A 24,156-nucleotide genomic window follows, 5' to 3' on the forward strand; every position below is an offset into this window, starting at 1 on the left:
GAACGCCACATAAAAGAACCCGCTACAAGGACCGGAGAAACGCCATCAGTGCAGGATCTTTGCCCCACCGCCGGCTCGCCTTTCGATCGCTCGGTATAGCGAGCTTCGCCAGAGCATTGGCCTTCGTCTCCAGGTCAATTTCGGCGTAAATGTTGGTCGTATCGATGGAGACATGGCCAAGCCACGCCCGTACGGTGTTGATATCGACACCGGATCGAAGCAGGTGGGTCGCAGTTGAATGTCTAATGCTGTGCGGGCTGACGCGCTTGGACGCGAGCGAAGGCATATTGGCTCGTGCCTTGACAGCGCAACGTTCCACGACCGCGTGAATCCCGAAACGTGTCAGGGGTTGCCCGCGGCGATTGAGGAATACCCGTTCCTGCGGCGGGCGTTGGCCGGCGAGGTTGCGTAACTCTTGCACGGTGTCGGACCATAGCGGACACTGCCGTCGTTTGCGACCTTTCCCGTGTTGCGTGCGCTTTCCTTGTGTGCATGCTGTCGCCACTACCCCGGCGCAGCGGCTGGGCGTCCTGCCTGCTCATTCACCCAGTCGTATCAGCCTTCCCCGATATGGCAGTCAGGTCGGCCCGCGCATCGACGTTTTCGAGGCTTGCTCGGCGTTCACTCGCGTTACGGCCTGCACACTCGCGCTGTCACCGTATTTCGTGACACGCTTCACCGAAGGCTTCAACCGCTTCGTTACCTCCACGATTGCTCCGGTTGCTTCCGGCTGGAGCGGTTGCCGGGTGGGGCTTTCATCCACTGGAAAAGCGCCGCCTTTGCACGGCGCACGCCAAAACCCGTCATTCAGTATGAGGAAATCGTCGGTCATAGGGCGTCCGGTTCATGCCGGATAACTGCCGTTCAAGACCGGAAAGCTTGCTATAGAAGTTGGCAGGCCACACGATCATGAGAGAATTCTTGCTCTTGCACATGTTCGCATCCTCGTCGCCTCATGAAGATCCTCGAATACACCGGCCTCGACACCTCACGCGTCAAGGCTAGCTACGACAAGGTGTCCGCGGCCATCGCTCGCCACGACTTCCGTGCTGCCCAAGTCAAGAAGCTCGCCAATCTGAGCCACGGCAAGTTCTACCGGGCGAAGCTGGATGACGCCGACCGGCTGTTGTTCTCGCTGGTGCGCCACGGGGATGAAGTCTGCGCACTGATGCTGGAAGTGATCGCCAATCACGCCTACGACAAGTCACGTTTCTTGCGCGGCGCGGCGATTGACGAGAGCAAAATTCCAGACATCAGCGCCGATGACGCCATTAGGGAGGCGCAAGCTCTACGCTACCTTCATCCCGAGCGTACCGGCATTCACCTGCTCGACAAACCGATCTCGTTTGATGACACGCAAGAGACTATTTACCGACAGCCACCTCCCTTAATTGTCGTCGGCAGCGCTGGCAGCGGCAAGACCGCACTGACGCTTGAAAAGCTCAAGCATGCCGAAGGTGAGGTCCTCTACGTCACTCACTCCACGTTCCTGGCGCAGAGCGCCCGCGACCTTTACTACGCCAACGGTTTCGAGCATGGCGGCCAGGATGCCGCATTTCTGTCCTACCGCGAGTTTGTCGAGTCGATCCGCGTTCCGGCAGGACGCGAAGCTACCTGGCGTGACTTTTCGGGCTGGTACTCCCGCATACGCCAGAACTTCAAGGATGTAGAAGCCCATCAGGCTTTCGAGGAGATTCGCGGCGTGATTGCTGCCGGGGCGAGCGGCGTCCTGTCGCGCGGCGAGTATCAAGCACTGGGGGTGCGTCAATCGATCTTTTCCGTAGAACGGCGCGACCAACTCTACAATCTGTTTGAGAAGTACCGTGCCTGGCTCGCCGAGGCAAAGCTCTACGACCTGAATCTTGTCGCCCAGGACTGGCAAGCGCTGGCCGCGCCGCGCTACGACTTCGTGGTTATTGACGAGGTGCAAGACGTCACCACCGCGCAACTCGCGCTCGTGCTGAAAACCCTGAAGAAGCCAGGCCATTTCATGCTCTGCGGGGATTCCAACCAGATAGTCCATCCCAATTTCTTTTCTTGGAGCCAAGTCAAGAGCCTGTTCTGGAAGGACCCGAAAGTGGCCGAGCGGCAGGAATTGCGCATGCTAACGGCCAACTTTCGCAACGGCCTGGAGGCCACACGCGTCGCCAATCAGTTGCTCAAGGTCAAGCAGCGGCGTTTCGGCTCCATCGACCGCGAGAGCAACTTCTTGGTCCAGGCCGTCGGCGGCGAGACCGGCCAGGTTACGCTGATGCCCGACAAGGACGCCACCAAGCGCGAACTGGACCAGAAGATTCGCCAATCCACCCAGTTCGCCGTTCTGGTGATGCGCGATGAGGACAAGGCCGACGCCCGCAAGCACTTTGCCACGCCGCTATTGTTCTCGATCCACGAAGCCAAGGGTCTCGAATACGAGAACATTGTGCTCTACCGTTTCATCTCGGATCACCGCGGCGAGTTCAACGACATCGCCGAGGGCATCGTCAAGACCGATCTGGCGGTCGAGACACTGGATTACAAACGCGCCAAAGACAAGAGTGACAAGTCGCTCGAAGTCTATAAGTTCTTCGTCAATGCGCTGTATGTAGCGCTGACGCGCGCCATCAAGAACATCTACATGATCGAGTCGGACACAGGGCATGATCTGTTCGGGCTGCTGGATCTGATCGAGGGCCAGACCAAGATCGAGGCCAAACAATCCACGCTCGAAGACTGGCAGAAGGAAGCACGCAAACTCGAACTGCAGGGCAAGCAGGAGCAGGCGGAGGCCATCCGTCGCACCATATTGAAGCAGGTCCCGGTGCCATGGCCGGTGTTCGATGAGGCCAAGGTCAGGGAGCTGTTGATCAAGGTCTTCCGCGAGCAGTCTCCGGGTAACAAGAGCAAGCAGCAACTCTTTGACTATGCCACCTGCTTCGATGAACCGCAGCTCGCCGAGTGGCTGGCCGTTGAGGCGAAGTTCGAGCAGGCACGAACCTTTGATCAGCAGCGTGCGGTGTTCGCCCGCAAGAGCTACGTCCCTTTCTTCGCCAATCACTTCAAGGATATCCTCAGGCAGTGCGACCAGCATGGCGTCGATCATCGCCTGCCAATGAACCAGACGCCACTGATGGCCGCAGCTGCTGCAGGAAATGTGGCGCTGGTGGAAGCCCTGCTGGAGCGCGGTGCCGACCGCGATGCCGTCGATCACTATGGTCACAATGCACTGCACTGGGCTTTGCGTCAGGCATTTGGCGATGCAAAGTTCGCTGCTGGCCCGCTGGCGGCAATCTATGAATGCTTGGCTCCGCCCTGCATTGATGTCAGAGTGGGTGATCGCCTGGTCCGCATCGACCGGCATCTGTCTGAATACTTTCTGTTCCAGACCCTGTGGGTATTGTTCAAAGCCCGATTCAGCAAGATACGACGCAATGCAGACAGCGCGTTCCAGACCCAAATCATCCTCGATGCCTGGCAACACTTACCCGCTAACCTAGTGCGGCCAGAGCGCAACAAGCGCCAGCATCTTTCTGGCGTGCTGGCGAGGAACGAAATCGACAGAGACTATGCCTACAACCGATCCCTGTTTCTGCGCGTATCCACCGGGCGGTACCAGTTCAATCCCAAACTTGCTGTGCGTCGCCGCCAGGGCGAAGAAGAAAACTGGATCCCGATCTACACGGCACTTAACCTCCCGTTGATTAGCGAGTTTGCCTACAACGACGGCTGGATCAGCACCTGGGACAATATTGACAAGCTTGTGATCCTTGCCGGACTACCTGAACGAACTACACCCATTGCGGCTGAGCGCTCCGCCGAGCGGCAAGCGGCCAAAATGAGGGAGTTGGACGAACGCAGAGCCAACCAACTTGTGGCCAAAGCACGTATTCATGCCGCCGCCGAAGCCACCCAGAACAGAGCGCCACCATGGGGAACAAAGGAAGCCAAACGGCTTGAAATCGAACGTGTGAGGCAAGAAATCGAAAGACGGAAGAAGGATTGACGTGCCGATCCTCGTTGGCCGTATAAAGCGCTTTGCATAACGCCGATTAATCGCCGGTGGACTCGAAGAGTCGACGGCCGCTGTGCCTTGGAAGCGGTCACAGCGGCGGCGCTATTCGAGGCGGCGGCAGTCGGTCGACTACGGAAGTTCAACATCGGACGCGTCCGGCAATCAATAGACGCTGGCCCATGCCTTCACACTTACGCTCAAACGTCGGTTCCGTCCAGACAACAGACCTTCACGCGCGGCTCATGTCGGTCGCGTTATCGCTCGAAGATACAGACGTTCTTCGTACGCTTTATCGGTATGCCGTGAAAGGCCGCTTTTAGACAAACCAAATGAACCTTGCCGATCCAATTTAACTGTTTGGCAACCTTGGCCAATCAAAAAATCATGTAACGAGTCAGCAAACGTCACGCAGACCTCGGCCTTATCCTGGAACTAAGCGTCACAGCTCGTTTAGGCACTCAATCACACGGCATCTCGACCCGATCGCCTTGATCACGTCGCTCGCCATCCTTCGAAGGGTCTTGTCGCTGGATACGAGTACGTCACAGTAAGCGGCGACGATCACAAGGAACTGAATATCCACCCCATCCGAAGGTCGCAACGTGCTGTTTCCAGTAGCTCGCCACCGAAAGATTTGATCCTCGGCGTGCAACGCCGGGCAATGCCAGTAAACATCGCCGAGGTTTGCCAACAACGTGGTCACAATCGCGTCGCGCTGCCGCTTATCCACCCAGATTCCGGTCTCCGGGTTACGTTCAGGAAGCAGTCCGTGTAGCCAAGCACCGTCGAGCAACGGCGCGTCTCGTTCGATGTCACCGGCCTTGTGCGCGTCCCGAGCGACTTGTGCGGCCTCCGGGCCAGACGCGAGCGCGTAGTCCAACGGGGCAACAAGGGGCTTTTGCCGAAGCATTTCCACCACGTCGCGAAACGTCTCCCCGACGAACACCGAGGCGTCTCGCTCCGGTCCATTGAAAGTCGCCCACATTTGTCCTGGCGTGTCCAAGAACGGTCGTGGAGCGTCAACACGGTACGGCAACGGGTCGATTTTCCCGTCGAGGTACCCGATCAACTCATGTAATTCAACCCAGTGCGGGTTGGCGCACCAAAGCGGATGGACGGAGTCAAGGTATGCGATGATTCCTTCGCGGGTTGTGTCCCAATCGGCTTTCGCGGTTTCGTAGGCATGCCACGCGGACGCCGCAAAACGATGCTCGCCTTGTTCGGCAATCGTCCGCGCAAGTTCGCGCTCTGCAGCGGCTTGATCGCCATCCCTGTGCGGTGCAACGTTGGAGATGTAGTTTTGATCGAGGTAAATGACGCCCATGCGGCACTCCAGGGTTATTCTGCCGGCGTTTTTCGGGTCCATGGCTTCGCGATTGTGGCATCGTCTCGGCCCCTTGACTTATCCCCGCTGTCCACAGACAGGCAGTCGCCGCGTCGTCGCCCTGACATACATATTCGAAACGCAAACAAGGGCGATGTGCTCGTGGTCAGGGGTCGGCTATTCAGTGGGTTCTACAAAAAATAGGGGCGGACTACCATATCAGCGATCATTCAGCGCCGAGCAAACGGTGCCGAGATACGAATGGCCGGTGTTATCTGTGAAATCGCCATTAGCGTACGACCGGCCGAAGGGCGCTTGTGGGTCGATCTGCGACGGTCGTTCTGTCGCTACCGTACTTTGTTTTCCGCTTCCTGGGGCGGTCGAAGTAGAGGCCGTTTCGACCGCAGTATTACTACGGGTATGTGCAGTGGCGCTGACCAACAGCAGCAAAGAACGACGGCATTGATCGCCACGCTGGCGCGGAGCATGCCGGTGTTTTCACCGATGCGAGTTGAACAACCGCAAAAGCTCTTCGCGCAGTTCGGAGATGTCCAGCACGTGCTGTGCGCGCGTCACGGCCACGTACAGCAGGCGCATCTCGTCCTCGTCTAACGTCAGGCGTCCGTCGACAGTTTTGAAACGGAAATCGTTGGCTACTTTCACCCGTTTCCATTGCAGCCCTTTGGCACGGTGCACGGTCGAGATCACGTAGTCGGCGTCTGCCTCGGGCGTAACGCGTCGCGCCAGCTCCCGCAGATAGCCGGTGCCACACTCGTCGACGATTCGCACGATGGGTAATAAGTCGCGCCCGACCGCGCTCTGGGCGAACGACTGAGCGTCCTTCCAGGTTTCAAACAGGGAAAACGCCGCTGGCCGGAAGGCTCGCTTGCCGGCCAGCAACAGGTCAGCGCCGTCAGCGAACGCTACGATCTCGGTCGGGCTCATGCGGATAGCCGGCTTGTGCCCCGCTTCGATGCCCACGGCTAATTGCCAAATCGCCGTCACATTCTTGCGGCACAAAATGGCGTCGACCGGCGGTGAGATACTCGGATCCTCCACCATGATCGACCCGATGGCATCCTGGCCGCGAATGGGCGTGCGCTCGCCCAGCAGAGACAGAATACGGCTCGCGAGTGCCGCGAATGTAGGTCCGAAGCGAAAGGATTCGGTCAGCGCACGCTCGGGCGCATCGATCTGAGCCATTGCATTGACGGCGCCGCGCCATTCGTAGATTTGCTGATAGGGATCACCGACGTAGATGATCTGTGCATGGCGCTGAAGGCCAAGCACCGAGAGCATGACACCATCGCTGTCCTGGGACTCGTCGAATAGGATGAAATCTGCATCGATACGCGGTTCGGTCTGCGCCCAGACTTTTAAATAGACGTCCGGCGCAATAGCGTGGCGTCCACGTAGGTCTGTGCTTTCATGCCACAGGCGCACTACGCAGGGAAGCAACGATTCGCGCAGCCAGTCGGCCGCCTCTTCATGAACCTTTTCGTCGACAGGGACGTGGAAAGCCTCCGGCCGCAACTCCGCCGAACGGCAAAACCTGCCCAGGCCGTCGGCAACCATGCGACCGATTTCGAACGGCGTGATTTCGACGGTTTTGCCGGTGATGGTGGGCACCTGTATCGGTCCGATCCCATAGCGAGCAGCCAATTCGTGCGGGGGCTCGGTCGGGAGGTTCACGCGCGCGGTCAGGGCCGGAGCTACGGATGCATACGCGAGCGAATGCACTGTGCGCGCGCTGACATTCGGCGGAAAGCCGCGGCGAGCGTGCTGGGCGATTTCCTTGTTGAAGGCAAGATAGCTGCCGCGCTTACCCGCGAGCTGATCGGCGATCAGCCGTAGCGTCGAAGTCTTTCCCGCGCCGGCATACGCCTTGATTTTCAGGTCGCCGCCACCGAGAACTGCATCTACGACTGCATGCTGTTCGACGGTAGGCTTAAACGAATGGGGCATGGTATGTACGGCTGAGCGAGGATGCCCGTAGTGTGCCGGAAAATCGCCGATGAAGAAGTCACCGTTTGCCAGGCGAGTTGTGAGCCCGTGGTGCGACGGCGAATCCAAGTCCTGATCGTTACTTGGATAGGCTTACGCGTCATCACCTGAGACACAATCCGGCCATGAAGAGGCATTCACTCGTGTCGGCATTAAGCCATTCGAACGGCGGTTGATCAGCGCTCAGCGGCCATTGACGATAAGTTAGCGCTCTAATGAATGCAGCCTCATTCAAACTGGTCACCACTATCGAGAACTTTCTTCCTGCCACTCGCGTACCGGTCGTTCAATCAGATCGGTAGCCGATAGTACTTTTGCGAGCGGAGCGCCTTGACCTTCCCACCGCGCTGTGAATTTAAGACTACCCTGTGCGCTGGCAAGGGTATGAAGCGCTTTGGCCGCAGCACCAGGTCCTGGTTCACCATCACATTGACCGGAAACCGCAGCCGTACGTCAATGTCGGCTGGACGCGCAGATTTGCAGCGTGCGATCTCCTGGCCGGCCCAGTCTCGATGATCGTGTGCCGGTCAGGCAGTGAAGCCGCCGTTCACATCGATGACGGAGCCTGTGATAAAACCGGCATCCGGCCCGGCCAGAAAGACGACGGCTGCAGCGACCTCGCTCAACTCGGCGAAGCGGTGGATGGCATGGCTTTCCATGATGATCGGAGGCAGCTTGCCTTTCGATCCGGCAGCCATGTCGGTGTCCATCATCCCGGCCTGGACGACGTTGACGGTAATGTTCCGACCGCCGAGATCACGCGCGGCTCCCTTGGAGTAACCGACCACCGCAGCCTTCGTGGCGGCATAGTCGGCGGTGCCGGGAAATGCGATGCGTGTGCCGAGGCCCGAACCGATGGAGATGATGCGACCACCTTCGGGCAGCACCTTGGCGGCTGCACGAATGTTGGCGATCACACCGAGGGTGTTGATGGCCCATTGCCGATCCATCGCCGCGTTGTCGATGGCGGGGTCGTCGATGGTTTTGCCTTGCAGTGCAACGGCAGCGTTGTTGACCAGGATGTCGAGCTTTCCGAGCTTCGACACCACTTCACGCACCATCGGTTCAGAAGCGGCCGGATCGCCCTGATCAGCCTTGATCGCAATGGCACGCACACCCTTCGCTTTGATGCTTTCAATGACGGCCAATGCCTTTTCCTCGGAAGCGACATAGCTGATGGCGATGTCCGCGCCCTGATCTGCCAGCGCGGCAGCGGTCGCCGCACCGAGGCCGCGCGATCCACCCGTGACGAGGGCAACTTTTCCAGCGAGTTTCCTGCTCATTTCAGATTCCTTTTTTGTTGATTGGAGGGTGGGAGGTTCTTGTTCACCACGGCAGCCGTTCATCGAGGAAGAAGAAGCCGCCGGTGGGGCCGTCTTCACCGAGGCTGGCGTACTTCACGACGGTGTGCGCACCGTCCTCCGCGCTCATGTTTGCCCGTTCGCCACCCATGCTGGTTCGCAGCCAGCCGGGATGAACCGCATTGATCTTGATCGGCGTGTCTCGCAGTTCCGCGGCGATCAAAATAGTGAAGGCGTTGAGCGCGGCCTTGGATGTGTCATAGCCGAGAGCCCGGATCGGGTAGACCGGCGAGCACGGATCGGATAGATGTGCGAGCGACCCTCTGATGCTCGACACGTTCACGACCCGGCCAGCACTCGACCGCCGAATCAGCGGCAGCAGGGTTTGTGTTAGAAAAACGGGAGCAAAGAAGTTCGCCTCAAAGGTGTCGCGCACCACGTTAGGCAGTGCCTCGCTCGGCTGTCGCGTAGCCCGTGTGCCGCCATCGGGGCTGTCCAGCAGGATTCCGGCGTTGTTGATCAGAATGTCGAGCCTGCCGTGCGCTCTGTCGATTGCGGCGTAGGCCGCCTGCCGATCCTCATCGCTCGTGACGTCGAGCTTGAGCGCGGACACTGCATGGCCCTGGTCGCGCAACTCGGTGGCGACCGCCTCGGCCTTCGCCGTGTCTCGTGCGCCGACGATGACGTGCGCGCCCAGCGTTGCCAGCTGCTGGGCAATCTCGAGGCCGAGACCGCGTGCGCCGCCGGTCACAAGCGCGAACTTCCCACGTAGCGAGAAGGTTGTGTTCCCATTGAGCACTACACTTGCTCCTTGATCTTACAGATTAAATACCGTTCGTTATAGTAACGAACGGTATTGTATTGGTCCAAGGGTGTCAAGTGTTTTATACTGATCGTTACTAAAACATCCGTGTGAGCTTAAAGATGGGGCGTCACAGACAGTTCGACGAAGGCGAGGCGCTGGAAGCTGCGCTATCGGTCTTCTGGCAGAAGGGCTACGAGGGCGCTTCGTTTGAAGATTTGACCCAGGCCACGGGCGTGGCACGCCCTGGCCTCTATTCGGCGTTCGGCAACAAGGAAGCACTCTTCATCAAAGCGCTCGATCTCTACGACGCCAAGTACATGGGCTTCATGAGCGAAGCACTGAGCGAGCCTACGTCCTTGAATGTTGTGGAGCGTATTCTGCGAGGCTCCGCCGACATCCATACCATGGACTCAGCGCATCCGGGTTGCCTGGGTATAAACGGTGCGCTCGCCTGCTCGGACGATGCCGAACCCATTCGCCGTGAACTCATCCGACGCCGTGCCGCAACGCAATTGGCGCTCCGTAAACGCCTGGAACGTGCTCAACGAGAAGGCGAACTACCCGCTTCAGTCGATGGGGCAACTCTGGCCTCATTTGTAATGGCTATCTCACAAGGCATGGCCGTGCAAGCCAAAGGAGGCGCATCAAAGAAGGCACTTGAAGGATTGATTGAGTACGTTATCAAGACATGGCCGTCGGCGTCCAGGTAGCATCCACCGGGACTTCGGCGTTCCCTATGGACAGAGGCCTTTTAACGGGAAGCTTCAACCAACCGATCGCCCCCTCTGTTGACTGATGTCCCATAACACTCTGTGGTTACATACCGTAGCGGCGAGCTGCTGCCCAGCTGTTTTTAATCACCGGCTTTCGCGGGACCAGCGAGTGTTGTACCTTGAAAGCGGCCGTTGCAGACGCACGGTGATGTGCGGCAGTTTAGGGTCGGTAGCTGCCGGTCGCGATGATTCGAAACCGGCACTGTTCAGCGTGCGGCAACATCAACCCACCGCATTAATCGCATCCCGCGTGCGCTTGGCGGCCTCTCTGGCAGCATCGGCAAAATCCTCGCCTTTACTGGCGTAGATAATCGCGCGCGAAGAATTAATCAGCATTCCACCTTTGCCCGAAGAATCGCGTCCAGCACGAACCGTCGCTTCAACATCACCACCTTGAGCGCCAATGCCCGGAATCAAAAGCGGCATATCGCCAACGATAGAACGCACGACTTCAATTTCCTTAGGAAACGTAGCCCCAACCACCAACCCCAACTGCCCGCTCGCATTCCACTTCTCAGCCGCAAGCCGCGCCACGATCTGATAAAGCGGCGTTCGATCGACGTTAAGAAACTGCAGATCCGAGCCGCCGGCATTGGACGTGCGGCACAAGACGATCACGCCCTTCCCCTCATGCTCGAGATACGGCTGAACGGAATCAAATCCCATATACGGATTAACCGTGACCGCATCGGCTTTGTATCGATCAAACGCTTCGATTGCATATTGCTCGGCGGTGCTGCCAATATCGCCGCGTTTGGCGTCCAGGATCACGGGCAATCCCGGATGCTCAGCATGAATATGCGCGATCAACCGCTCAAGCTGATCCTCCGCCCGATGCGCCGAAAAATACGCAATCTGCGGTTTGAATGAGCAGGCAAATGGCGCCGTAGCGTCAACAATGTCGCGGCAAAAATCGAAGATCGAATCGGCACGCCCGTTGAATGCGCCCGGAAACCGTGAAGGCTCCGGATCAAGCCCGACACAGAGTAACGATTGGGTCCGCGACCACGCGGCATTGAGCGATTCGATGAAAGACATGGGCATCCGGGGCGAGAGGGCAAATAAGTGATCCCGCATTTTAACGCGCCGCAGGGGCGTTTCTTGGCACGTGGCTAAGCGCTAACTCGTGAACAGCAAACGGGGAACCGCTAACGCCACACGCTAACGTCGAGCGGCCAACGCTTAACGCCTCACCGCGCCGCCACCGCCGTCTTACGCGCCTTCTGCCCCGCGGGCTGCTTCGGCCGCCCACGCCGCTCGGCTTCCCCGGACCGTTCAACAGTAAAGCTGAACTCGCGCGTCAGGCTTTCGCCCGGCGCCAGCACCGTCATGCCGTGCGCGGCACCGCCACCGGGCAGATTCACCGCATTGATCGGGTGATCGACGGGTTCGAAGCAGAAGAAATTCTGGCCAGCCGGCGCGTAGAGCACGTAGTAATCGGTATCGGCGCAAATGGTCAGCGACAACCGCCGCTTCGGCCACATTACGCTCGTACGCCCGCTCCATCCTGTGAAGGCGTTGTTCACCATCGCGGCGGGCATGGGATAAGCCACGCCGAATTGCCATGCGGGCGGGGCCGGAACGTGCCGGATCGGCAGGAAATCGTCGCCGCAAAGCCACAAGCCGTCGGCCGCAGCAGACAACTCGGTATCGGCTTCACGCGTGAGGAACGGATGCAATCCAAGCCCGAACGGCAACGCATCGCGCCCTGTATTTTCGATAAAAAGCGTCACCACCAGCGTCGACGCTTCGAGCATGAACGACTGGCTCGCCAGATACGAATACGGCGCACCATTGCGTCGATCGAGCGTAAGCCGCACGTGTGTCGAACTCTCGGACGCCACGTCCCACGCGCCGAGCCAGCCGTCGCCATGCAAGGGCAGCGGCTCGCCGGGCCGGTTGCACGGCACATCGACACCGCGGCCGAGAAACTGAAACCGTCCGCCGCCGATGCGATTCGAATACGGCAGCAGCGGATAACACGCGAGCTCATTAGGATCCGTAGCCGCACTCGGCGCGAGGCACGGCCGGAAGATCGGCACGAGCGCTCCGTCGCTGCGCCAGTCGAAGCGCGTGATGCCGCCGCCGAGGGCCGGCGCGATATCGAGGCGTAGTTGTGCGTTGGCGAGCGTGATGCAACCGTTGACACCCGCGCCGCCCATCGCGACGACCGACGTGGCGGGACCCGGACGAATTGGCGGCTCCGTGGCGGCGACAAGCTTCGAGCGGCGGGTATTCGCGGCAGGACGGGACGACGCCGGTGGGGGCGTGGAGCTTCCTGCTGGGCGGGCAACGGTCATGGTGGCTGTCTCCGAACGAGAGGCGATCGATCCCGTGGTCCTGGCGTGAAGCGCCAGCGTGCCCGGGAAATTGCGGGCAACGCGTCGTGCGCGCCGCCTCATGTTGTGCGTGCAACGTGATACCGCAGGTTTGCTGCGCGACGCGTAAAACGCCCGCCGCATTCACGCGCTCACTGCGCGTGACTATGCCCGCGAAACACCGGCTCGGCGATACCCCTGGCCGACGGCGTCGCGATAAAAACCGCGCCCGCGTGCGGATCGTCCTGCAACGCGCCCGCATCCAATCCAACCCGAGCACTCGTGATGTACACCGTGTCGAGTTGTGGACCGCCAAACGCGACGCAGCTTGGCTGCGCCGTCGGCACGTCGATGCGCGCTGTTTCGCGGCCATCGGCGTCATAACGCACCACGCGCCTGCCGCCCCACTGCGCGTTCCACAAGCCGCGATCGCTATCGACGGCGGAACCATCCGGCTCGCCGCTCGCATCCGCCAGTTCGACAAACACGCGCTGGTTCGCAAACGAATCGTAGTCACACACGCGAATCACGCGCTCCGGGGAATCGCAGAAATACATGCGCGATCCGTCCGGACTGAACGCGATACTGTTCGAAATCGCGCACTCGCCGAGCGGCAAACGCTCAAGCGACAAATCCAGGTTCAGCCGATAAAACCCGCCAATCTTCTCCGCCTTCGCCACATCGTGTTTCGTCCCGAACACGAAGCGGCCCTGGCGGTCGCATTTGCCGTCGTTGATACGCGTCAGCAGATCGGCTTCCACCGGCATGATCGTTTCGATCGCGCCGGTCTTCAAGTCGAAAAACGCCAGCCGGGAAGCCAGGCCGAGCAACAGCACGTCAGCATCGGCGCATAACGCGAAGCATGCAAGCCGTTCCGGCATATCGAACGAAACGCGGCTGGCGTCGCGCGGGTCGTAGCGCCACAAACGCTCGCCTTCAATATCGGTCCAGTAAAAACGCCCGGTCGCGGCGCACCACGTCGCGCCTTCGCCCAGCGCGCATTGGCTGTCGATCAACAGATCGGCTTTCATGCCCAGCCTCCGTCGATCACGACCTCTTGCGCGGTCATCATGCTGCTGTCCTCCGACGCCAGGAACAACGCGGCACGCGCAAGATGCACGGGCAACAATTCCGCATCAATACACTGGCCTTCCTTGATCGCAAGCTTGCCCGCTTCGTCGAGCCATAAGCGACGTTGTTTGTCGGTCATCACCCAGCCCGGCACGAGCGTATTGACCCGGATATTGAACGGGCCCAGATCGCGTGCGAGCCCATTCGTCATACCCTGCACGGCCGCTTTCGCGCTCACGTAAACCGGAAAACCGCCTTGCTTAAGCATCCAGCTAATAGAGCCGAGATTCACGATCGACCCGCCGCCGAGCTGCTTCATATCGTCGATCACCGCCTGCGCCGCGAAAAACTGATGGCGCAGATTCACCGCGATTCCCGCGTCGTACGACTCGGGCGTCACGTCCTCGATCTTGTGGCGCTTGTCGTTCGCCGCGTTGTTCACCAGCACGCCGATAAGCCCCAGCGTGCTGCGAACATCGGCAATGCCTTGTCGCAACGCGTCGATATTCGTCAGGTCCACGCGCAGGAACATCGGCCGGAATTGGCCCTCGGCCAGATCCGCACCGAGCTGATCCGCGAGCGCTTCGCCGGCATTGGTATCGACATCGAAGAACGCGACCTTCGCGCCCTGATCGAAGAAATGCTCGACGAACGCCGCACCAATGCCCGTCGCGCCGCCGGTAATCAGCACCACTTTACCGGCAAGGCTCGGATAGCGGGCGAGGGTTTTATCGACTGAACTGGCCATCTTTTCCTAACCTCTCAATTAGTCGCCGAATTTAGTCGCGTGAGCCACGATTCTTCAACTGGTCGAGCAGCACCGCGGCAAGCAGGATCGCGCCGCGCACGAGGTACTGATAGAACGCGTCGATGTTCATCAGGTTCATCACGTTCTCGACCGTACCCATGATCAGCACGCCGATCACCACGCCCGAAATGGTCGCGCGGCCACCGAGCAGCGACACGCCGCCGAGCACGCACGCGGAAATCACGTTGAGCTCGAAACCGTCAGCGGCGTTCGGTTGTCCCGACGTAATCCGCGACGCCAGGATCACCCCGGCGAGTGCCGCCACCGCGCCCTGGATCAGGAAGATCCAGACGCGCGTGCGTTCCACATTGATACCCGCCAAACGTGACGCTTCTGCGTTGCCGCCAATCGCGAGCGTATTACGCCCGTACACGGTCTGATTCAGCAGCACGCCGAACACGATGAAACACGCCAGCGTGACCCAGATCGGCAGCGAGACGCCGAACATGGTCAGGCCGCCGAGCGCGATAAACGTGTCCGACGACACGCCCACCGCCTGGCCATGTGACACGATAAACCCAAGCCCGCGCACCACTTCCATCGTAGCCAGCGTAGTAATCAGCGCGTTGATGCGCAAGTACGCAATCACCGCGCCGTTCACAAAGCCGATAGCCGAACCCGCCGCCACCGCCGCGATGATCGCGATAAACGTGTTGCCCGTGGCGTTCAGCACCATCGCGCAGAGCACGCCGGCGAAGGCCACCGTGGACCCGACCGACAAGTCGAAATCGCGCGAAGCGAGGCAGAACATCATCGTGCACGCGACCATGCCGATCTGCGAAATCGACAACGCCAGGCCAAGCATGTTCTCGATAGAGAAGAAGTGATCGACCGAGAGCGACATCGTGATGAACATCACGATAAAGATCACGACCAGGCTGTATTCGGTGATCTGTTGCCACCACTTCTGCTTGTCGTTTTTCGCTGGCACCAGCGTGTTGGTAATGTTTTCCCTGACTTCCATGATGTCCTCCATCTCCACTTTTTTGCTTCAGGCTGCCTTCGCAGTCGGTTCCGATTGCACAGGCAGCGCAAGATTGAGCACTGATTGTTCGTTCGCTATTCCACGCGGCAATTCGCCCGCAATGCGCCCTTGCCGCATCACCACGATCCTGTCCGATACCCCCAGCACTTCCGGCAATTCAGACGAAATCATCACGATCGCGCAGCCGCGTTCGGCCAGTTGATAGATCACGTTATAGATCTCGTGCTTCGCGCCCACGTCAATGCCGCGCGTGGGTTCATCGAGGATCACGACTTTCAGTTCCGGCTCAGCGAGCCAGCGCGACAGAATGGTTTTCTGCTGGTTGCCGCCGGAGAGAAAGCGGATTTTCTGCTTGCGGCTCGGCGTCTTGATCTTCAGCAACTGGATAAAACGCTCGGCGGTCGCTGCCTCTTTCTTGCGATCCAGGAACAGCCCGGCGCGCAGATAATGCCGGCGGCACGAAATGTTGATGTTCTCGGACACCGAAGCCATTGCCACGATGCCTTCTTCCTTGCGGTCCTCAGGACACAGCACAATGCCGTGTTTGATCGCTTCGCCCGCGCTGCGGATCTTGATCGACTCGCCATCGAGCATGATCGTGCCGGCCTTCTTGCGGTCCGCGCCATAGACCAGGTGCATCAGTTCGCTGCGCCCCGCGCCCACCAGCCCGAAGAAGCCGACAATCTCGCCGCGGCGCACTTCAAAACTTGTCGGTTCACGCAGCGCATGGCCTTCAATATTACTGACGGAGAAGCGCACGTCGCCGAGCGCACGTGGCTTGTAATCGTAGATATCGGCAATCTCGCGACCGACCATTTCCTGCACGAGCATATCGCGCGGAACCTCGGCCAGATTCGCATGCGACGCGATCTTGCGGCCATCGCGGAAAATCGTGCATGTGTTGCACAGCTCGTAAATCTCGTCCATGCGGTGCGAGATGTAGATCAGCGCGCGGTTGTCCGCCTTCAAATCACGCACGAGCTTGAACAGCACTTCCGTCTCGCGATGCGACAGCGACGACGTGGGTTCATCGAGCGCAATTACGCGTGCGTTACGCATCAGCGCCTTGCAGATTTCCACCATCTGCCGTTGCGCGATGGAAAGCTTCTTGAGCTTCGCGTTCGGATCGAGATCGACCCCCATTTGCAGCAGCCGTTCGCGCACATGCTTTTTCGCTTCGCGCTTGTGCACCCAGCCCAGCGTGTTCGGCAAGGAACCGAGCAGCAGGTTTTCTGCGACTGTGAGATCGGGCACGTACTGCAATTCCTGGTGAATCACCGCGACACCCGCCGCAATCGATACAGCCGCGCTCGTGAACTTCACCTCGTTGCCATCGATCAGGACACGCCCGGAATCCGGCTGATATTCACCGCCCAGCACTTTCAGCAAAGTCGATTTGCCCGCGCCGTTCTCGCCCATCAGGCCGTGCACTTCGCCGGCGTTGACGTCGAACGACACGCCGTCGAGCGCGCGCACGCCTGGAAAAACCTTACCGATATTGTCAAAACGCAGCGTCGCTGACACATCGCCTCCTTATGTTTCATGCGGACCGCCGCGCTTCATTTTGAAACGCGACGGTCCGTATTGCTCTACCGATACCTGATACGAAAAGAGCTTACTTGGCCGATGCCAGGCCCATCTTCTCGCGCACTTCGCCCACGTTGTCACGCGTCGCCAGCATGCCGGTGGTCAGCGTCACGAGCGGCGGTTCCTTGCCGTCCTTGATCCACGTGTACATGAGTGACGACGTTTCCTCGCCGTGACGCTTTGGGCTGATGATGACGGTCGCATAGAAGCCCGTCGGGTTCGGCTTCTTGAACTCGCTCAAGGCCGAATCCGAGCCGCCGATCCCCACGCCGATCATGTTGTCCGCCTTGAAACCACGGCCTTCCGCTGCGCGCACCGCGCCGAGCACGGCTTCGTCGTTCAGGCCGAACGCTACCCAGTGCTTGAACTGCGGATTCTTCGTGAGCGCGATGTTCGCGGCATTGAACGCGTTCTCCGTGTCGGTCTTGGCTTGCGCCGCCATCACGATGTTCGCCTTCGGAAAGCCCGCTGCGACCAATGCGTCGGCAGCGCCGCTCGTACGGTCGTGCGCGGTCGGCAGTTGCTCATAGGTCACGTCGATAGCGCCGGTTTCAGCCATGTTCCAGCCGCGCTTCTTGATCTCGTCGGCAATGCCGTCACCCACTTGCTTGCCGATGTTGTAAGCCGAGATGCCCATGTACGGCACCGAGGCGATCGGCTTGCCCGAACCGTCGACCAGGCGGTCATCCACCGTCATCATCTTCAGTCCGGCGGCTTTAGCCTTCGCGACAATGCCCGGTCCGAGCTTGACGTCAGGTGTGCAGATCACGAAACCCTGGGCCTTTTGCGCGGCGAGGTTGTCGATCGCGCTCATCACCTTTTCACCCGACGGCGCGCCGATCTTCACCAGCGTAAAACCCTTCTCCTTCGCCGCGATTTCGGCGAACTTCCACTCATCCTGGAACCAGGGTTCTTCCGGCTGCTTCACCAGGAAGCCGATCTTGACGTCATCGGCGGCTTGCGCGACCGGTGCCGTGAACAAAGTAGCGCTGGCTGCGGTGGCCGTTGCAACCAGTGTGAGGAACATTCTGCGTTTCATGGTCTGTCTCCTGACTTGAGCTGTCTAGTTGGTACGAAGGTGTTGGCCGCGTCTTGTTGTCATGACGTCGCACCGCGGCCAGTGCGTCATCCTTTGCTGCTTTTCTACGTATTCATAGGGCTTCAGTCGTGGTACAGCGCCGAGCGCCCGCCATCCACCGTAATGCAACTCGCGTTGATAAACGGCGCTTCGTCGGACGCGAGGAACACGGCGGTCATCGCCACTTCCTCCGGCCGGCCGATGCGCTTCATCGGTTGCAGATCGAGCGTTGCCTGTTTCGCTTTGGCCGGATCTGCCTGCTCGTTCCACCAGTCGTGCGTGAGTTGCGTCTCGATGTAACCCGGCGCAATCGCGTTCACCCGCACCTGCCGCCCCGCGTATTCGATACCCAGCGCCCGCGTCAATCCGATCACGCCGTGCTTCGCCACCGGATACGGAAAACAACCCGGGATGATCTTGAACGAGTGCGTAGAAGCAATATTCACGATGCTGCCGCGCCCGCGTTCAACCATGCCCGGCAAGACCGCGCGGCAACCGTTCCAGACGCCGTCGAGATCGACGGCGAAACAGCGGCGCCAGTCGTCGTCGGTCATGGTCAGCGGATCGCAAAACACGTTGATGCCCGCGTTATTCACCAGCACATCGATCGGGCCGAACTTCGCTTCTGCTTCGCTCACGGCGTTTTGTACCGATGCGCTTTGCGTCACGTCTGTTTGTACGGCGAGCACCTTGTCCGCCGATCCGATCCGCGCCGCCGTTTCACGCGCTAACGCAATATCCAGTTCCGCCAGCACCACCGCCGCGCCTTCGCGCACGAACGCGCTGGCAATCGCCGCGCCGATGCCACGCCCGGCGCCGGTGATGACCGCGACCTTGCCTGCGAGCCGGGTCATTTCTTCTGGCCTCGCGCCACGGCTAATCCATTGATGAACGCCTTCGCGTGCGAGGCCGTCGTCGCCGCGCTCTGACCTGGCTTGTACAGCGCCGAGCCGAGACCGAAGCCATTCGCGCCCGCGCTCAGGAACGGTCCCATGTTGTCCGGCGAAATTCCACCGACCGGCACCAGCGGCACACGCGCTGCGATCACCGCGCGCCACGCCTTCACCACATGCACGCCGAGCTGCTCGGCGGGGAACATCTTCAACACGTCCGCCCCGTTCTTCAGCGCGATGAATGCTTCGTTCGGCGTCGCAACGCCCGGTGAACACGCGAGACCTTGCGCTTTCGCGGCGCGCACGACATCGCCGTCGCTGTGCGGCATCACGATCAGTTCGCCGCCGGCGTTTTTCACTTGCGCGACGTAATCTGGATGCAGCACCGTACCCGCTCCGACGATGGCGTCGGCGGGCAGCGCCCGGCGAATCGCTGCGATGCTGTCGAATGGCTGCGGCGAATTCAGCGGCACTTCCACGATCCGGAAACCCGCTTCGTACAACGCGCGGCCGTGGTCAGCGGCGTCCGCCGGCGTCACGCCGCGCAGGATCGCGATCAGCGGACACAGGCCGAACGCAGCGGCCAGGCCAGCGTGCGGCGCGTAAGGCGCGGGGAGGTTGATATCGATTTGCATGGTCCTGCTCCTAATTAGATGCGCTCGCCGTCGACTGGATCAGGCCGGCCTGCAGCGCGATCCGATGCAACCCGCGCTCGGTCGCGTGCGCGACCGTCTGCGCATCGTGGCAACCGAAGCGCGCGAGCGCGTGGCGATAACGTTCGCAAAGCGCGTCGTTACCGATCAGCCTTAACGCCTTGCCCGCGAGATCCGCTTGCTCACGCGCCAGCACTTCATTGAGACCGCGTAATTCGTGGCCGATCAACAGGCCCGACAGGTAATCCGCTTGTTGCTCGGGCTTCAGTTGCCCCGTCAGTCCCAGCGTCCGGGTGCTGAAAATGGTCGCGAGCAAACCCGCGTGGCCGGCGTCCTTGGCGGTATCGACGCCGCGAATGAACGCACCCAGATCGTGGTGATCGGTCGCGCGCATCGTGCGCCCGAGGATGGTGTGATCGCGCAGCGCGCCGAAAGTCTCACCGGTCATGAAGGTGTAGAACCGTTCGATCCGTCCCTTCGACACAACCGCCCACTTGGCATGCGTTCCCGGCAAGCCGATCAGGCCGCCGTGCGGTTCCTGGTCCAGCGTGGCGTCGCTGGCGAGCGCCCCGAAGATCTGCGTTTCTTCGCCGCGCATCACGTTGGGCAACGCGCCGTCTTCAAGCACCCCCGGAACGATGTGAACCGTAATGCCCTTGAGCGTTTTCACGCGCACGATGCCCGCGACCAGCGCAGCCGGATCGGCGGGTGTGGACACGTACGGCGCTTCCAGCCAGCCTTGCGCGCTGCCGACCATGCCCGCAGCGATCACCGGCAGCGGCGCGCCGCTGGCGAGCCATGCGCCACAGGTTGCATCGAATACGGCGTCGAAACCGCCTTGCGCTGCGGGTTTCGGCAAATTCATGATGCCCGCCGACGATGCCCGCGTATCCAGCACCGCGCCGTGTGCGTCGAGCAGATAGGCGCGCAGCGCGGTTGTGCCCCAGTCGAGTGCGATCAGGGCCGGCGGCTCTTCAGCGCGGGCTGATTGCGTCTCGGCCGATGTGTCGATCCGCGTCATCGTTTGATCCTGCGTGTTGCGGGCTGCGGAACGCGCCAGCCGAGTTCTTGCGAGATCGCGCGCGCTTCGCGCTGTACGACCGGAATCAGTTCTTCCATGCGCTCAGGCGGCATGTAGGGAATCGTGCTTGCCACCGACAGCGCCGCGACAATCGCGCCCGACGCGTCGCGCACCGGCGCCGCGACGCAGCGGATCGATGCTTCGTTCTCCTCGAGATCGAAGGTGAAACCGCCTTGCGAATAGCCCGTCATGCGCTGCACGAAGGTATCGGTATCGGGCTGATGGTCGGGCTTGAAACTCACCTTCGCGAGCACGCGATGCGACGCTTCCAGCAGCTTCGACCACGTCTCGGGTGGCAGGTCGAGCATCATCGCCTTGCCAATTCCCGTCGATGCCAGCGGCATCCGGTGCCCTACGCGCGAGCGCATCTCGAGGCCGCGCGTGCCGGGAATTTTGTCGATATAAAGCACGTCGTCGCCATCACGCACGCCGAGGTGAATGGTGTCGTGCGTATGCTCGGCCAGCACTTGCAAATGCGGACGCGCTACCGCGGTGAGCGGCATTTGTTCAAGCGCGATCGTGCCGAGTTCGATCAGCTTCGGGCCGAGCAGATAACCACCGCCGACCTGGCGCAGATAGCGCGCCTGCACCAGCGAGCTCACCAGACGATGCGTCGTGCTGCGGGTGGTGCCGAGCGCCGCGCCGATGCTGCGCAGATCGCGCGCGCCGCCTGCTGCGGCTTCGAGAATCGCGAGGCCGCGCAGCAGGGTTTGCGTGCCGGCTTGCTGCGGCGTGAGGTCGAGCAATGCAGCCGCCGATGCCTGCGCTTCGCTCGGCTCGGTTGCGTCGTTCGCTTCGTTCGCTGCATCTGCCTCGGGCGCTGCCGGTTTGCCGGCCGTGCGGTCCATCGACAATTCATGCTCGACGGTGGAGTTCAGGGTCTTGGTCATGGCACTCGATGTTCGCGGCTTGAGAATGATTGAGCGTTCGTTCACGACGCGAGTTACCGGGCCGATGGCACGCGGCGAAGCATCACGCGGGATACGGCGCGGGGAATCATCGATAAGGAGTGCGAGACGCATGAAGGCGAGTGCAGATGCGAGCGCGCGGGTTGCGCTGATGTCGCTGACGTTGGCATGACGTGTCTCCGAGTGCTTTTTTCGTTTCACACGGTCTCCGGGAAAACCCCGATGCCGCGTGTAACTGCCGTTTTGGCTGTGATCGGATTTTAGAGCCGGGTGTCTCAATTATTCAATATGTGATTGATGTGTTCACATATTGGGAGATCGGATTGATTTTGAGCAGAGGGGTCTCGCGGCCCGACCCGCCCACGCTACCGTGCGTACGGGTCCGAACACGGCGGCTCGGACCCGTTATCCGCCCGGGCTAACCGATCGAAGTACAGGCGGTCTAGCTGGAATCATCAGCGCGAGCGCCCGGTCGGGCGAGTCACCGTTGTGGGCCGTGTACTCGACGGTTGGACCCAGCGCTTCGAGTGCGTTGTCAATGAGCTTGCATAGGTCGTCGCGATACACGCGAATGCCGCCGCCGAGCGGCGGGTTCGTCGCGAACATCAACGAACAGACGGACTGGAGATCCACTATTTTGTTCTACAGCAGCGACCGGTCGATCCTGGGCACTTCTCGCGCCAGTTGTATCAGCTTGCCGACCTGGACGGTCACGAAATCATGGATGCGTTCCACAAGGGCCCGTTCTTCGCCCACGTACACCTCGGATTGCGCCAGGTCCCCCGCGACGCGCGTTATCGCCTGCGCCATGCGCGTCAGTTCGCGTGCAAGCAGAGGTCTGGGCGTGCCCGTACACTGGGCGAAGCAAGCGAGTTCAAACGCGGTGACCTCTTCCAGACGGAATGCGTCGCCGTAAGCCAGTGCCATGTCCTGCTCGACGGCGTCTCCGTAGACATTGACGGACACAAGATCGTAAAAGGGTGCGGGCGACAGGCCGGCGGGACGCACATGAAAAGACAGATTTTTGCCGTGCGCGTCACTGTTGCCGATGAAAAGCTGAAACAACGCCCACCGCAGCATGATCTGACGGGCATGTGCAGGGTTCTCAAGGTGCGGCTCAAGCGTGAACAGCTTTTCGAAGCTCGCGCCCTCCCTGATGTCGCGAACGGCCTGAGCGTTACCGAAGTTGCGCTCGTACTTGAGGCTTACAGGCAGGTCCAGCGCCTGGCAGCCGTCAATGACGTGCGTGCGACGGACCCGAAGCGCGGTCACATCGTCGGCAGGATCAAGCTCTACCTCACGGTCAAATCGCTTGATGAGCAGTATCGGCTCCGGAATCCGGCGAATTTCCACCGCCGCCGTGGGCAGCCCGATGCTTGCGGCCAGCGTCATGCAGTAGTGCTCGTTCGCAACCATGAAAGCGGATGCGGGATTGAGAGACTCCGGCTTAAGGATGTGCGTCGAGCTGATGGGTCCGCCGTCTACGAGCGAGAGCGACTCTCCCTCGACAAGCACCTGCAGTTTGTCCTGGAAGCCCGCGACTGACAGCCGGAGCTTGCGGTCCCAGACCGGAAAGGGAATCTCATCGCGGCGACGGATACGCTCGCTCAGCTCTTCATTGGGCACGATTCGGCGCACGGACGGCGCGTCTTCCTCTTCGGCGGCCGTGTACTCCGCTTCCACGGGTTCGACGCCGTCCTCAACGGGGACCGCCTTTTTCGCTGTGGCCGTAAAACTCAATGCGCCGACGGGTTCTTTTCCCAGGATGTGCACCAGACCGAAAGTGTTGTCCTTCGACATCTGGTACATGACCGAGGCGACCTCAAGCGCGCGCCCTTCGGGAAGCAGGTTCGCGAGGAAGCGATGCACCGTGCCAAGTTTCGGCTGCTCACGCGATAGCGGGATGTGTGGCGAAAGCGCGAAAGCGGCTTCTCTGGCCTGCCAGGTTTCGTCGTACGTAAAGCTGTAGATGTCCTGCTGCGACTCGAACCCGAGCAGCCCTACCGAACCGTCCTGGGTCGAAACATTGAGCACGTGCGCCATCAGGATTGCCCCGTCGAGAGCGGCGCCTTCGGATGACTCGCCGCCACGCCTAGAGCCCGCAGCGCGTTAGCTGACTCGCTCTTCGTGAGCACCAGCATGGTCAGCCCGAGGCCTTCGAGCACGCGCAATAGCCGGTCGGAGCCGACAGGATGGCCATTTTCAAGCCGGGAAAGCACGTTAGAGGACACGCCGAGCAAGTCGGCTGCGTCGTCGATACGCATCGACTGCTCCAGCCGGCGATTGCGCACAAGCGCACCGAGCGCGCCCATGTCGCGCGCAAGGGGGTTGGTGTGGGGGTTACGTGGTGACAGGGTTCGAGCCATAGTTGCGCCATAGGGAAACAATGGGCGTGGCTTGGGCGTTTAACCCGATAGTTTCTCTTTAGGGAAATTATGGGTCGTTGAGCCACGTCGGCTAAATAGTTGCGTTATATGTAAACATGATAAAGCAACATCCCTTAAAACCCATAGTTTCCATATCCGCACAATTATTGCAGATCACCTGGATCGATTGCCAGCTTGAGCCCGCCGACT

Annotated in this window: 22 protein-coding genes; 2 read left to right on the forward strand and 20 right to left on the reverse strand. The window is 60.4% G+C overall.

Features of this window, described 5'->3' with window-relative positions; genetic code table 11:
• Positions 1 to 22: 22 nt before the first annotated feature.
• Together ACSQ36_RS16435 and ACSQ36_RS16440 are read right to left on the reverse strand one after the other, a co-directional pair.
• Complete coding sequence (locus tag ACSQ36_RS16435; RefSeq protein WP_436182706.1) at positions 23 to 505, reverse strand: tyrosine-type recombinase/integrase; 483 nt, start codon at positions 503 to 505, stop codon at positions 23 to 25.
• A 72-nt stretch (positions 506 to 577) separates the two neighbouring features.
• The gene (locus ACSQ36_RS16440) at positions 578 to 832 is read right to left on the reverse strand and encodes a hypothetical protein (RefSeq protein WP_436182707.1); all 255 of its coding nucleotides are present in this window, start codon (positions 830 to 832) and stop codon (positions 578 to 580) included.
• A gap of 123 nt (positions 833 to 955) precedes the next feature.
• Here ACSQ36_RS16440 and ACSQ36_RS16445 point away from each other — a divergent pair, with 123 nt between their 5' ends.
• Complete coding sequence (locus ACSQ36_RS16445) at positions 956 to 3,982, forward strand: ankyrin repeat domain-containing protein (protein ID WP_436182708.1); 3,027 nt, start codon at positions 956 to 958, stop codon at positions 3,980 to 3,982.
• Between the two features lie 448 nt (positions 3,983 to 4,430).
• Here ACSQ36_RS16445 and ACSQ36_RS16450 read toward each other — a convergent pair whose 3' ends face one another.
• The 4 genes from ACSQ36_RS16450 to ACSQ36_RS16465 all read right to left on the reverse strand — a co-directional run bounded on the left by ACSQ36_RS16450 (position 4,431) and on the right by ACSQ36_RS16465 (position 9,419).
• Positions 4,431 to 5,357 carry a hypothetical protein gene (locus ACSQ36_RS16450; protein ID WP_436182709.1) on the reverse strand — a complete coding sequence of 309 codons (927 nt, stop codon included), beginning with the start codon at positions 5,355 to 5,357 and terminating at the stop codon, positions 4,431 to 4,433.
• Between the two features lie 456 nt (positions 5,358 to 5,813).
• Complete coding sequence (locus tag ACSQ36_RS16455) at positions 5,814 to 7,280, reverse strand: ATP-binding domain-containing protein (protein ID WP_436182710.1); 1,467 nt, start codon at positions 7,278 to 7,280, stop codon at positions 5,814 to 5,816.
• A gap of 566 nt (positions 7,281 to 7,846) precedes the next feature.
• Positions 7,847 to 8,602 (reverse strand): SDR family NAD(P)-dependent oxidoreductase, encoded by a 756-nt coding sequence (locus ACSQ36_RS16460; RefSeq protein WP_436182711.1) that lies wholly within the window; start codon positions 8,600 to 8,602, stop codon positions 7,847 to 7,849.
• Positions 8,603 to 8,645: 43 nt separating this feature from the next.
• Positions 8,646 to 9,419 carry an SDR family oxidoreductase gene (locus ACSQ36_RS16465; RefSeq protein WP_436182712.1) on the reverse strand — a complete coding sequence of 258 codons (774 nt, stop codon included), beginning with the start codon at positions 9,417 to 9,419 and terminating at the stop codon, positions 8,646 to 8,648.
• 125 nt (positions 9,420 to 9,544) lie between these two features.
• Here ACSQ36_RS16465 and ACSQ36_RS16470 point away from each other — a divergent pair, with 125 nt between their 5' ends.
• Positions 9,545 to 10,135, forward strand: coding sequence for a TetR/AcrR family transcriptional regulator (locus ACSQ36_RS16470; RefSeq protein WP_436182713.1), 591 nt, complete (start codon positions 9,545 to 9,547; stop codon positions 10,133 to 10,135).
• Positions 10,136 to 10,420: 285 nt separating this feature from the next.
• Here the strand turns inward: ACSQ36_RS16470 and pyrF are convergent, their stop codons facing one another.
• From pyrF to ACSQ36_RS16540, 14 genes are all read right to left on the reverse strand, one after another.
• Positions 10,421 to 11,236: an orotidine-5'-phosphate decarboxylase gene (gene pyrF / locus ACSQ36_RS16475; RefSeq protein ID WP_436182714.1), complete on the reverse strand. Its 816-nt coding sequence runs from the start codon at positions 11,234 to 11,236 to the stop codon at positions 10,421 to 10,423.
• 152 nt (positions 11,237 to 11,388) lie between these two features.
• Positions 11,389 to 12,498, reverse strand: coding sequence for an aldose 1-epimerase (locus ACSQ36_RS16480; RefSeq protein WP_436182715.1), 1,110 nt, complete (start codon positions 12,496 to 12,498; stop codon positions 11,389 to 11,391).
• Positions 12,499 to 12,668: 170 nt separating this feature from the next.
• Positions 12,669 to 13,547 (reverse strand): SMP-30/gluconolactonase/LRE family protein, encoded by an 879-nt coding sequence (locus ACSQ36_RS16485; RefSeq protein WP_436182716.1) that lies wholly within the window; start codon positions 13,545 to 13,547, stop codon positions 12,669 to 12,671.
• Positions 13,544 to 14,335 (reverse strand): SDR family NAD(P)-dependent oxidoreductase, encoded by a 792-nt coding sequence (locus ACSQ36_RS16490; RefSeq protein ID WP_436182717.1) that lies wholly within the window; start codon positions 14,333 to 14,335, stop codon positions 13,544 to 13,546. Before ACSQ36_RS16490 ends, ACSQ36_RS16485 begins: the two co-directional genes overlap by 4 nt.
• 31 nt (positions 14,336 to 14,366) lie before the next feature.
• The gene (gene araH, locus ACSQ36_RS16495; RefSeq protein WP_213767189.1) at positions 14,367 to 15,359 is read right to left on the reverse strand and encodes an L-arabinose ABC transporter permease AraH; all 993 of its coding nucleotides are present in this window, start codon (positions 15,357 to 15,359) and stop codon (positions 14,367 to 14,369) included.
• 27 nt (positions 15,360 to 15,386) lie between these two features.
• Positions 15,387 to 16,904: an L-arabinose ABC transporter ATP-binding protein AraG gene (gene araG, locus ACSQ36_RS16500; protein WP_213767188.1), complete on the reverse strand. Its 1,518-nt coding sequence runs from the start codon at positions 16,902 to 16,904 to the stop codon at positions 15,387 to 15,389.
• A gap of 91 nt (positions 16,905 to 16,995) precedes the next feature.
• On the reverse strand, positions 16,996 to 18,006 hold the full coding sequence (locus tag ACSQ36_RS16505) for an arabinose ABC transporter substrate-binding protein (RefSeq protein ID WP_436182718.1): 1,011 nt from the start codon (positions 18,004 to 18,006) through the stop codon (positions 16,996 to 16,998).
• A gap of 122 nt (positions 18,007 to 18,128) precedes the next feature.
• On the reverse strand, positions 18,129 to 18,899 hold the full coding sequence (locus ACSQ36_RS16510) for an SDR family oxidoreductase (RefSeq protein ID WP_436182719.1): 771 nt from the start codon (positions 18,897 to 18,899) through the stop codon (positions 18,129 to 18,131).
• The gene (locus ACSQ36_RS16515) at positions 18,896 to 19,573 is read right to left on the reverse strand and encodes a 2-dehydro-3-deoxy-6-phosphogalactonate aldolase (RefSeq protein WP_436182720.1); all 678 of its coding nucleotides are present in this window, start codon (positions 19,571 to 19,573) and stop codon (positions 18,896 to 18,898) included. Before ACSQ36_RS16515 ends, ACSQ36_RS16510 begins: the two co-directional genes overlap by 4 nt.
• 10 nt (positions 19,574 to 19,583) lie before the next feature.
• Entirely contained in the window at positions 19,584 to 20,612 is a 1,029-nt protein-coding gene (locus tag ACSQ36_RS16520; protein ID WP_436182721.1) for a 2-dehydro-3-deoxygalactonokinase, read from the reverse strand.
• A complete protein-coding gene (locus ACSQ36_RS16525) occupies positions 20,609 to 21,562 on the reverse strand; it encodes an IclR family transcriptional regulator (protein ID WP_436183203.1) in 954 nt (317 codons plus the stop codon). Before ACSQ36_RS16525 ends, ACSQ36_RS16520 begins: the two co-directional genes overlap by 4 nt.
• 423 nt (positions 21,563 to 21,985) lie before the next feature.
• Positions 21,986 to 22,213: a hypothetical protein gene (locus tag ACSQ36_RS16530; protein ID WP_436182722.1), complete on the reverse strand. Its 228-nt coding sequence runs from the start codon at positions 22,211 to 22,213 to the stop codon at positions 21,986 to 21,988.
• A 9-nt stretch (positions 22,214 to 22,222) separates the two neighbouring features.
• On the reverse strand, positions 22,223 to 23,623 hold the full coding sequence (locus tag ACSQ36_RS16535) for a HipA domain-containing protein (protein ID WP_436182723.1): 1,401 nt from the start codon (positions 23,621 to 23,623) through the stop codon (positions 22,223 to 22,225).
• Entirely contained in the window at positions 23,623 to 23,946 is a 324-nt protein-coding gene (locus ACSQ36_RS16540) for a helix-turn-helix domain-containing protein (RefSeq protein WP_436182724.1), read from the reverse strand. The genes ACSQ36_RS16535 and ACSQ36_RS16540 overlap by 1 nt, the downstream gene beginning before the upstream one ends.
• Positions 23,947 to 24,156 lie beyond the last annotated feature (210 nt).

It is taken from the genome of Caballeronia sp. LjRoot34, from assembly GCF_964253815.1.
Classification (GTDB): domain Bacteria; phylum Pseudomonadota; class Gammaproteobacteria; order Burkholderiales; family Burkholderiaceae; genus Caballeronia.